Annotated in this window: 9 protein-coding genes; 3 read left to right on the forward strand and 6 right to left on the reverse strand. The window is 44.5% G+C overall.

Translation table 11 applies throughout. The annotated features are described in order from the left end of the window. Positions 1-171: 171 nt before the first annotated feature. The 3 genes from CAP48_RS20420 (at position 172) to CAP48_RS05585 (ending at position 3,417) form a co-directional block, all read left to right on the forward strand. Positions 172-1,446, forward strand: a complete 1,275-nt coding sequence (locus CAP48_RS20420) for a sugar transferase (protein WP_100695025.1) — start codon at positions 172-174, stop codon at positions 1,444-1,446. A gap of 92 nt (positions 1,447-1,538) precedes the next feature. After that, the gene (locus tag CAP48_RS05580) at positions 1,539-2,660 is read left to right on the forward strand and encodes a hypothetical protein (protein WP_100695026.1); all 1,122 of its coding nucleotides are present in this window, start codon (positions 1,539-1,541) and stop codon (positions 2,658-2,660) included. Between the two features lies 1 nt (position 2,661). Further along, positions 2,662-3,417, forward strand: coding sequence for a glycosyltransferase family 2 protein (locus CAP48_RS05585; RefSeq protein ID WP_100695027.1), 756 nt, complete (start codon positions 2,662-2,664; stop codon positions 3,415-3,417). 43 nt (positions 3,418-3,460) lie between these two features. On the opposite strand, the gene CAP48_RS05590 is transcribed toward CAP48_RS05585, so the two are convergent. From CAP48_RS05590 to CAP48_RS05615, 6 genes are all read right to left on the reverse strand, one after another. Then, entirely contained in the window at positions 3,461-4,498 is a 1,038-nt protein-coding gene (locus tag CAP48_RS05590; protein WP_100695028.1) for a trans-aconitate 2-methyltransferase, read from the reverse strand. A 92-nt stretch (positions 4,499-4,590) separates the two neighbouring features. Then, on the reverse strand, positions 4,591-5,688 hold the full coding sequence (locus tag CAP48_RS05595; RefSeq protein ID WP_100695029.1) for a glycosyltransferase family A protein: 1,098 nt from the start codon (positions 5,686-5,688) through the stop codon (positions 4,591-4,593). Then, positions 5,685-6,863, reverse strand: coding sequence for a UDP-galactopyranose mutase (gene glf, locus CAP48_RS05600; protein ID WP_100695030.1), 1,179 nt, complete (start codon positions 6,861-6,863; stop codon positions 5,685-5,687). The genes CAP48_RS05595 and glf overlap by 4 nt, the downstream gene beginning before the upstream one ends. Positions 6,864-6,865: 2 nt before the next feature. Continuing rightward, entirely contained in the window at positions 6,866-8,056 is a 1,191-nt protein-coding gene (locus CAP48_RS05605; RefSeq protein WP_100695031.1) for a hypothetical protein, read from the reverse strand. Positions 8,057-8,220: 164 nt separating this feature from the next. After that, positions 8,221-9,546, reverse strand: a complete 1,326-nt coding sequence (locus tag CAP48_RS05610; protein WP_100695032.1) for an ABC transporter ATP-binding protein — start codon at positions 9,544-9,546, stop codon at positions 8,221-8,223. Continuing rightward, positions 9,536-10,363, reverse strand: coding sequence for an ABC transporter permease (locus CAP48_RS05615; RefSeq protein WP_100695033.1), 828 nt, complete (start codon positions 10,361-10,363; stop codon positions 9,536-9,538). The genes CAP48_RS05610 and CAP48_RS05615 overlap by 11 nt, the downstream gene beginning before the upstream one ends. Positions 10,364-10,985: the final 622 nt, after the last annotated feature.

The raw sequence follows: 10,985 nt of genomic DNA on the forward strand, positions 1-10,985 counted from the left end.
CTTCTTTCTTGCAGAGTTGGCCTGAAAGAAGGTCTTGCCGCCGATGCAACACCTTTGCAATACTTTAACGGCTGACGGGCGAAGTGGCGCTTTTAAGCGGTAAACTAGCTGCTTTGTTTTCCGATCCGTAGTGTAATACATGGCGTATATTATATGGACCAGTCCTGAAACGTGAACGAACTAATTCCTGCCCGCCGATTTGACCGCTTTTTCGAGCAGCTCCTGTTCTCCAGGGTGTTTTCGATCGTGATCGGCTGGAGTCTGAGCGTTGCGTTGCCCTATGTGTTGATGTGGGGACCACGGGCGATCTGGTCACCCGACAACGGCCAGGTAACGGCGGCACTGGCCACTACGCTGGCGCTTGTTCTGTCCAACGTGGCCGTATCCCGCCTGTTGACCCGTTACCCGGGTGGACGAAACGCCGCCCTCATTGCGCCTCAAGTTCTTGTAATCTATCTGATTTTGTCGCTGGTCGTATTAGTGTTTCGCCTGGAAGTGTCACGATATCTGCTGTTTGCCAGCGGTATTGTGGCGTTGTTCTGGCTGCATATTGAATTTATGGCGCTGCAGCATCTTAAAAAGGTGAAGCTCGCGGTGATTGACATGGGACGCGCCGTTGAATTGACAAAGATCCCGTTTATCGACACACGCATTCTGAAGGTGCCGGATCTGCAGGAAATCCGTTACGACGGCGTGGTCGCCGATTTCGATGCCATTGATGGCACCTGGGAGCGCTTTCTGACGCGCTGTGTGCTCCAGGGCATAGCGGTTTACAATGCCAAGCATTTGCTGGAGTCGCTCACGGGACGGGTATCGATCCGCAAAATGTCTGAGAACGATATCGGTTCGCTATTGCCTAGTCGTAACTACGAACGTCTTAAGTTCCTGTTCGATATTTTTATTGTTCTGCTTACATTGCCGCTGGTGCTTATCGTGTGCGCCGTCACGGCCGTCTGTATCAGGATAGATAGCCCAGGCCCGATCCTGTATAGCCAAACCCGCATTGGTCGCGGCAACCGGCCGTTTACCGTCTATAAGTTCCGCAGTATGGCCTGTACGGGCGATATGGCCGAGGCATTTGCGCAGGAATACGACGGTCGGATAACCCGAGTGGGCCGCGTTATCCGATTGCTGCGCATTGACGAATTGCCACAGTACATCAATGTGATCCGTGGTGAAATGAGTCTGATTGGCCCGCGCCCGGAGCAGCCCACTTTTGTCGAACAGTTTGACGAACTTATTCCATTTTATAGCTATCGGCATGTGCTCAAGCCGGGCATTACCGGCTGGGCACAGGTTCGCTCCGGTTACGCGGCCGATGTTGACGAAACGCAGATCAAGATCGAACATGATTTCTATTACATCAAGAACGCCTCTATTGCCTTGGATATATATATTGTCTTTCTTACAGTGAAAACGATTCTCACCGGCGCCGGGGCTCGATAATTATTCGTCGCGACGGAAACACCGAGCAAAAGCGACTGTGATGCGATAGTCATATCTAATTGATATGTTTATAAACTTGATTGGCTTTAATCATGAAACCTGCCCTTGTATTTGTTAGGTCTTTTGTTCCCGATTTTGACGGAAAATTAAAAAAATATATGTCGGTGCTCGACCAGGCGGGTGTTTCCTATCATTTTGTAGGGTGGGCAAGAGCAGATATTTCGTCCGAGCAAGGTGCACGTTTTTCCTATTTTAAGCGCCGAGCACCTTTGGGAAACGGATTGAAAAATATTTTCAACTTACTTCTCTGGAATATTTATTTGTTCCAATGGCTATTTAGTAAGCGAAAATATGTAAATTGCATACATGTTGTAGATTTTGACAGCGTCATTCCATGTTTTCTCTTCAGTCGGCTTTTCAGGCGTCCGCTGATATTTGATATCTATGACAAATATACATCCATGCGAAATATGCCGGGGCTTTTAGCGCGGGCCATCGACAAACTGGAGAATTATTGTATCAAGCGAGCAGATTTGTCTATTCTTGCTGATCGATGTCGGTATGAACAACACGGATTAAGTCCTGATGCAAAAAATGTTATCGTGCTTGAGAATGTGCCTATTGCTGCTATTGAAAAAATGCTTCTCCCTGCGCCCGAGGCAAAGCGGTTGAACATAGGCTATTTTGGTGTCCTAGAACCCGTACATAGAGGCCTAGAGGACTTACTCGAACTCGCTCATCAGTGTCCGGAAACGGGATTGCACATCGTTGGATATGGTCCTCTTGAAGCCTTTATTGCGAATAAAGCAGGAATGAGTGCAAACATTCATTTCTATGGGGCACGTTCGTCTTTGGAAGGACTGGCAATAATGGGAAGGATGGACGTCATGGCTGGCTTATATTATCGATCAGTCCCAAACCATTTATACGCTGCGCCCAACAAGTACTATGAGCATTTGATGCTTGGCGTGCCACTGGTAACGACAGATGGAACGCCACCTGGTAACAAGGTGGAGCAGTTCAATACGGGATGGGCCATATCGGAAGGACTTCAGCCTCTAATTGAGTGGGTGTGCAGTCTACAACACGAAGACGTAAAGAAAAAGTCTCGAGCTGCTACCCAGTTATGGGTGGCAAATTACGCGAATTACTATGAAACTCATTACCAGGGCGTATATGCGCGCGTAATCACCGAGTTGATGGATCGAGGGTGATATGGATAATGCGCAGATTAGTATCATTTTGCCGACTTATAACTCGGAGCGTTTTATATCAACGGCGATAGAGTCCGTGTTAGGGCAGACGTACCCTGACTGGGAACTGGTTGTCGTGGATGATGGATCGACAGATCAAACTAGGTTTATTATTGAATCATATGCGCGGCGGGACGCGCGGATTGTGTTTATACGGAATAGTCGGAATTCCGGCGTCGCCTATTCTCGGAATATCGGTCTGCAATATGCGAAAGGTGAATATATTGCCTTCATAGACAGTGATGATGCATGGAAAAGCCAGAAGCTTGCTATCCAGTATGAATTCATGCAGTCGTCGTCGGTTCAGTTCTCATATACAGCATACGAGCGACTGAAGAATGGGAGGAGATTGAATACAGTCGTTCCACCCGAGTTCATTAATTACAAGGGGCTGCTGGGTGGAAATTGTATTGGATTATCTACGACATTATTACGCCGTGCAGTAATTGGTGACGCGACCTTCATCAAAGCTGGTCATGAAGATTATATTTTTTGGTTGACAATTCTTGAAAAAAGCGGTGTGGAGGCCAGATGCGTCCCTCCCACAATACAACCCTGGGTTAGTTATAGCATCCACGAAAATTCGCTATCAGCGGATAAGGCCAGAGCAATGATGTGGCAATGGCGTATATATAGACAAATACTAGGCTTCGGTTTTTTTAAAAGTGCCTATTATTTTTGTACGTATGCACTGCGGGCCATAGCGAAACGAATGTAATGTACGGTGTCTCGATGTTTCGCAAATGGTATTTTTCCCCACATTATTTATGTCGATGATGACGGCGTAAAGTTGAGAGCGTATGCTTGGGAGAGACAAAAAAACGCCTTAAAAACCTAGCAGGTGCAGTCCATCTCCAAGAATGAGACGAGTGTATTTCGATTATTGCTCTGTTCAGAGAGTCAACTCTATCGTTCGCCTCTTGAGCCGTTTTATTCGCGGTATCAAGCTCCATCTGCATTTGTTCGATAGTGCTAGTATTGGCGATATTACTCGCATTCAAGCGCTCGATCTCCGTGATATGCTGGCGGTTTGCGACGGTTAAGTGCTCGTTCTGTTGTTCCAGTGTTTCCAATTTTTGAAGATATTTCTTCAAATCCAAATCGTACAGAAGGTTTCCATCTTTGCTTATCAAAGATTCGTTGAGCGTCAAGTTATAATCATCAAACCAATTCGTGTTGACATATAAGAGAAATATCTGCTCGCCTTGCCAGTAAGTATTCTGAATTTCTTTGCAATCAAGTGGTTTAGCCCATACGAGGCGAAAATTATTCGTGAGCTTTAGAGGGATGTTTTCTGCCAAGAAACTAAAAAAATGCTCCTCAATGCGATCAAGTTCGCGATAAGGAAGGGCAAGCGCAACACATTTGTCAGCGCGCGAGGCGATTCTGGATAACACCTCATATGGATTGTGGAAGTGTTCCAGTGTATTAGACGAGAATACTATATCGTATCGGTCATCAGTGGATTGTTTACAATCGAGCCAATCGCGACAAAGGAATTTGATGGCCGGGTATCTTGAACTCGCCTGATCAACTGCGACCATCGAAAAATCGACACCAGTAACCTGTTCTGGCGACAAATACCCCGCTAGAATATCGGTCCCGTCCCCTTGAGCGCAGCCCCAGTCGACGATAGTGAATTTCTGGCTTTTAGCCGATAGCCAAAGCCATGACGGTAAATTCTCAATAGCCAATCTGGCAAAAAAGCGTGATTGTTCGGGACCGGAATACGTTTTCCAATCTTGAGTAAATCGACTATTCCAATATTCGTCAGAATTAACTGTTTCGTTGCTTTCCATAGTGGCAGTATGAGCTTAAGATAAAGTGAGATATTTTTCATTTTAGAAAAATACAATATAGGAGCGTTTGTGCCATGTAGGCGCTACTCGTTTTATCCACCAATGAGACGTGACAACCCGGTTCCAAATTTTCTTTTAGCCCAGCGATAGCCACGTAATGGCACGTTCAATAAACTTTCGATTCGTGCATCGATCCAGTACCAACGGTGAGTTACCGCCCAACCCCACAAAATGGGAGCATAGCCGAATGTACGGGCAATTTTTAACTGCCAATAAGCTCTGCGTCCGAAAGACTCTTGAACGATACCGCTGTTGACCCAACTGTTGTCAAAAGTTTCGTCCGCAACCGCAAATATTTCTTTTAGCGCTTCTTTTTTTGAGTATCCCGTGAGCGTTCGTATTTTAGGTATCCAGGATACACAATGACGCACAACATAATACATCAGATTCATTTGATTTTGATCAAACGCATTTTTCTTTTTATAAAAATCAAGCATGTCTCGCAGGACAGGAACAATATTCATTATCCGTTTATCGGTTTGCTTGATTGACTGTGTGGGGCGGGTGATATCGTAGTTATAAAGCTCTCGGTTTACGTAATATATGTTTTTGGCGGCCAGGTAACTTTTGGGCACAAAATTTGCATCGGCAAAAATCACTCCTGGTAGGAACTTGACATCTTTGTCTGCAAATATTGAGCGATGATACAGACGTCCGCAAGGGGTAGGCCAGTTTCGAAATAGCATGCCCCTTTCGTCGTCCGAGAGCAATTTCTCGCCCTGAATCGGAATGGGAATGTAAGGAGCGGTATGGTCACTGAATATGTATAGTAGATTGCCTATTAACAGATCCGCATTGGATTCAGTGGCTTTGCTGTACATAAACTCAATTGTGTCCGGATCTATGAAATCGTCGCCGTCCAGAATCATGATGTATTCGCCGCGAGCCAATTCAATGCCAAAATTGCACGCGGAACCATGTCCGCCGTTTGGCTTGGTATATGGACGGAAAATATGCGGATATTTCTGCACATATTCATCTATGATAAGCTGACTATCATCGGTGCCCCCGTCATTGACGATAATCGCTTCGAATTGCTCAAACGTCTGGTTTGCAACCGATGCAAGGCAACGATCGATATAGAACTCGAGATTGTAGACAGGAACAACAACACTAACAGCGGGTGTCATGCACGCTCCTTAGGAATAATTTCCTGTTCGAAGACGTCGAGGGCTCTATTAATAATATTGTTCATATCATAATAGCGGTACTCAGCCAACCTACCGACGATAATTAAATTGGAAAGCTGCTGTGCCAAACTCTTGTATTTTTGATAAGCAGTTTCGTTATCGGGTTTTGGGATGGGATAATATGGAATATTTTTCGATGGATCATGCCGATCATATTCTTGAGGAAATTCCTTCATGATTGTCGTTTTTTTAGGCTTGTCGGCCATCATGTGCTTGTATTCAGAGATTCTTGTATATAAATGTTGATTCGGATAGTTGACAGTTCCTGTCGGCTGATAATATTCAACATCATGCGTTTCGAGGTCGAAACGCAACGATCGATAAGGTAATTCACCGTAACAGTAAGAGAACAACTCATCGAGGGCACCTGTATATACGACGGTTCCCGTAAACGGCTCATCTTTGTATGTAATCTGACCTGCTTCAGCGTCCATTTTGAGTACACTGTGGGCATTGGTAGACAAAACTATGTCAATGCTCGGGTGGTCCAGCATCCGCCTGAACATTTCTGTGTAGCCTTCTTTGGGTAAAGCTTGATGTGACTCTTGAAAATATCGATCATCATAGGAAATATGGACAGGTACACGCGCAGTAATGGTCTCAAAGTCCAAGTTTTCCGGCTTATCTCCCCATTGTTTGGTTGTGTAATTCAGATAGATATTCTCAAAGATGAAATCACCGAGTTGTTGTAACTTCGGGTTTTCGTGCTTTCGAAGCTTAGATACAGGCACCTTGACATCCATTCCAAACTGTTCAATAAGTAGTGTTTTCAATTGTTCGGCAGCATCAGGAAGCAGTCGTTCAAGAGACGTGAGATTGAATGGAACCGGCACCATTTTGCCCTGGACTTCGGCAAGGACGCGATGTTGATATGGGTGCCAATCGGTATATTGCGACAAATATTCAAGAACTCTTGGACTGTCGGTCCTGAAGAGATGAGGACCATATTTGTGAACCAAAATTTGATTTTCATCGTGGTAGTCAAACATATTGCCGGCAATATGATCTCGTTGTTCAATGACCAATACGGACCTTCCAAGTTGTGTCGCATATCGTTCGGCAATGATCGCACCAGCAAACCCACTGCCTACAACAATTACATCATACTTTTCCATAATCAATTCTCTCTATTGGCGGAGTAAAAAACAGCCTCCATTTGCTGGCTGATATTGTGACAAGCATACTGTTTGTAAACATCGAAATCCGGGCGCACTTTTTGATCAATATAACGCTTCAACACATATGCTATACGGTCAATTCGCAAATCGGCAACCAAATTCCCGGATGCGGTTAGAATATCGTAACTTGGACCTTTTGGCATTGTAATGCCGATGATGGGCCTTTGTGCGCCCATGTAGTCCGCTAGTTTGCCCGCCAAAAATGGATTGCAGTCCAAATCATCTTCCTGCTTATCGAAAATTCCGTCTATGAGCAATAGCGCATCACAATTTTGCATCATCCTCAGACTGTCCATATAGGATATGGGATCTTCAAACCGCACATGATTGCGATTTTTCATAAACGCGTGCACGCTGACATCGTGAGAGCAGGGAGATCCACCGTAAAATAAAATTTCAAACGTATTTTTGTAATGCGGGTATATTTCTAGTAGACGGTCCACCGCGCGTAACACCGGCTCTGCGGTACGTTTGACATGGTAAAGTGTTCCCAAATGCCCAATGATAAATTTCTCACTGATCGGTTTTTTTATTTTGTCGTACATCAGGGGATCATAGCAATGAGGTATGACAACCGCCTTGTGTTCGTATTTTCGCAGGGTGCCGTGAAACATCAGCTCTTTTTGATATGGATTGTTTAGAATAATCCGATCTGCCTCAATAATAGTCTTTTCTTCGGTCAGGCGATCTTCGTCTACCAAGGGGTAGCCGTGGATATACTTAATATAAGGATTCTTAGCGAATAAATCGCCAAAATAAGCTACCCATGGAAGCTCTGGATGTTTACGTTTAATTTCGCCTGCTACGGCGTGCGAAACTAGCTCGTTCGAATGAGACACTAGCACGTCGTATTTTTTTCGGCTCTCGTCGAAGAATTTTATGGTTTCTTCACTGAAGAACTGCCTTGCTTTTAGCGTTCTTGGATTTTTGTGGTCGGCTTTGATTTCCCTGGTATTGAAACGAGCATTGGTAACGTAATCAAGAATATGCTCGTCTTTGATATCGCGCTGCACCATCGCAATATCAAAATCGATATTCGTATCCTTAATTCGCTTAAAGAAATCGAGGTCAGCCGAACCAATATATGGTGCGAAAAACCAAGAAACGGTAAATGCTTTAAGTCTTTCCATTATATCCACATGTAGTATGACGCAGAAATGCGCATACGCTAAATTAATTTAAAATTTTGATAAACGAACAAATTATAGGCTAAGTCTGGATAATCCCAGCATTCCTAAAATAAAAGGCTCAATCACTACATTTGGCTAGATCTTAAGACGGATCCCAGTAAAGGTTACCTAGCCAGAATAGTCTGTTTAATCCTTGGTTGAAATTTACCGAAAAGTTTGGCTTCATCGAGAACGGAGAAATAATGCGCTCCCTCAATATATTCGTAATAATGAATGTCGTGATATTCCCTGTTTTCCACCGCGGCAACCAATAGGTATTTTCCACTGGTCAAGTAGTTTTCAAATGAGCACGTAACTGTAAATTGGTTCTGCTCAGGTAGCTTTTTTCCCGAAAAATCTTGGGTTGTAGAAACAATCAGGTCGTTACCTTTTAAGTCCTTGATTGAAAACGCTACGCTTAAATGATTTCGATCTATTGATTCGGGAATATTGAGTTCAATATGGACTTTAATGTTCTCTCCCCAATAGTGAAGATCCTTTCTCTCATTGTTTTCATCACATACCGAGGCGGAAGAAATGAGCCCTGTATGTGATCCCCAATGAGTGACCGGTCGCGAATCCAACGTAATCTTTGCATTGGGCATTGCCTTGCTTCCGACATGGCGTTCTGCAAGCTGGCTATCCTTACCGTTGTCTATATCGAAGCTTCCAGCGGAAGCTGGATCTAAAGCGGTTGGTACGTTCGCATCGCCATCCTTGAACAAATATTCAGTGTAGCGTCCAGTCACGGGAAATACTTTACCGTCATCAATAAGTACGCCTTTGTCGATCCAGATGGCGCGGTCGCATAAGGTTCGTACCGACCCGACATCGTGGCTTACAAATAAAATCGTTGCGCCTTTTGACTGTATGTCTTTTATTTTTTTCATGCATTTGGCAACGAACCGAGCATCTCCTACGGAGAGGGCCTCATCGATAATCAGGATTTCCGGGTCCACATGAATCGCTATCGAAAATGCTAATCTGGCAAACATACCGCTGGAGTAGGTTTTAACCGGCTGATCAATAAACCCTTCTAGCTCCGAGAACGATAAAATGTCAGGCATTTTTGATGCCGTCGCTTCATCAGAGAGTCCTAGTATAGCTGCATTCAAAAATATGTTCTCACGCCCAGTGAATTCGGGATTGAAACCCGCACCCAGTTCTAATAACGCGGCGACTCTCCCATGGGTTTCACAAGCGCCCTCTGTCGGAGCTACGGTGCCGCAGATCATTTGCAACAGGGTCGACTTCCCGCTTCCGTTACGCCCAATGATACCGACTGTTTCGCCCTTCATGATTTCGAATGAGGTTTGTCGTAACGCCCAGAATTCATTATAGTATTTGCGTTTTCCACGCAAGAGCATTTGCTTTAAGCGGTCACTAGGTTTGTTATATATATGGTAACACTTACCGATATCCCGAACGGAAATAGAGACTTCAGATGACATCTGCAAATCCTTTACGAGTTTTCTGGAACCACCAAAAACCGAAATAAGCGATAGCAAAGGATACGCCCATATATATCGCCCATCCAATCCAATTGATCGGAACGCCCCAAATCATAATATTGCGGACACTTTCCACGGCGAAAGTCAACGGACTGACATGTAAGAATATTTGATACTTTTCGGGCAAGGATTTACTTGAATAAAATATGGGCGATAAGAACATAAGGACGGTTGTGACTAGTCCAATAATTTGTGAAACATCTCTCAAATACACGCCCAGCGAGCTTAATATCCAACTCAGTCCCAAAGTGAGCAGCATGAGCGGTATGAGAATTAGGGGCAGGTACAGTATTGTCAATGGCGGGATGCCAAAGAAAAGCAGATAAAAAATGACCCATACAATTAAGCTACAGCAAAAATGGAAAAAAGCCGATCCCAGTGCAATTACCGGTAGTATTTCCAGCGGAAACACTACTTTCTTAACATAATTGGAGTTACTCAGAATGAGGCCAGGCGCTCTGTTTATTGTTTCGGCAAACAGATTAAAGATGATTAAGCCAGAAAATAGAACCAATGCGAATTCGGTTTTGGATTCGGAACCTCCCGGCCATCGTGCTTTGAATACGACACTGAATACAAATGTATACACGGTGAGCATAATTACCGGTGTAACAAAAGACCAGAACAGTCCCAAAAAAGACCCTTTGTAGCGACCGACCACCTCTCGCTTCGCGAGTTTAAAAATCAGTGCGCGGTTGGCGTAAAGCGAGGTTGCAATTCCGCGAGGGGAGTAACCTGAATGTGCTTTCGAACTCATAAATTTTGTTTAGTGCTGGCTTTAGAGTGAATGACTATGGATTTTTATTGAGATCTTTATCATTGCTGAGTTTGGTTCCGGAGCAGAAAACCAGATGGGAGGAGTCATATTACGATACAACGACGCTACTTAACGTCGAAAAATAATATCAGATTTTCAGAACACAAGCTGTCTATACAGGAACTGATCGCATCGTGTGAAACATATCTTCTACGCTGATAGCTGTGTTAATTGCAAGATTGACGTCGGGTCTGCTGAAAAGTGGAATTATAGTAGCACAAGTAAATCAAATCGTTTTGCCGCTATGGACTTGCCCCGGCAATACAAGCCGAAGTGTGCCAGTGATACTGCCGGCTGGTGGATATATCGACTTGCCAGGCAACCAGCGAGACCGATTGGCCAGGCTCGAATGTGCGTTGCTCCTGAGCCAGCTTCTCTGCAGTCGTCTAGCGCCTGCGGTGCTGGGCCTTCGTGGTCACCACGATTAAACCATTGTGATCTGATGAGCTTATTGTCGTGTACATAGTGTTTCCAGCTGTTAGTGTTGAAATACTGCTTGATCTATAAATTAGCGGTTAATTCAGGCTCGGACTACTAACTTCTATCGTTTACACTTAATTTT

Source organism: Advenella sp. S44 (assembly GCF_002810445.1).
In the GTDB taxonomy this organism is placed as follows: domain Bacteria; phylum Pseudomonadota; class Gammaproteobacteria; order Burkholderiales; family Burkholderiaceae_B; genus Advenella.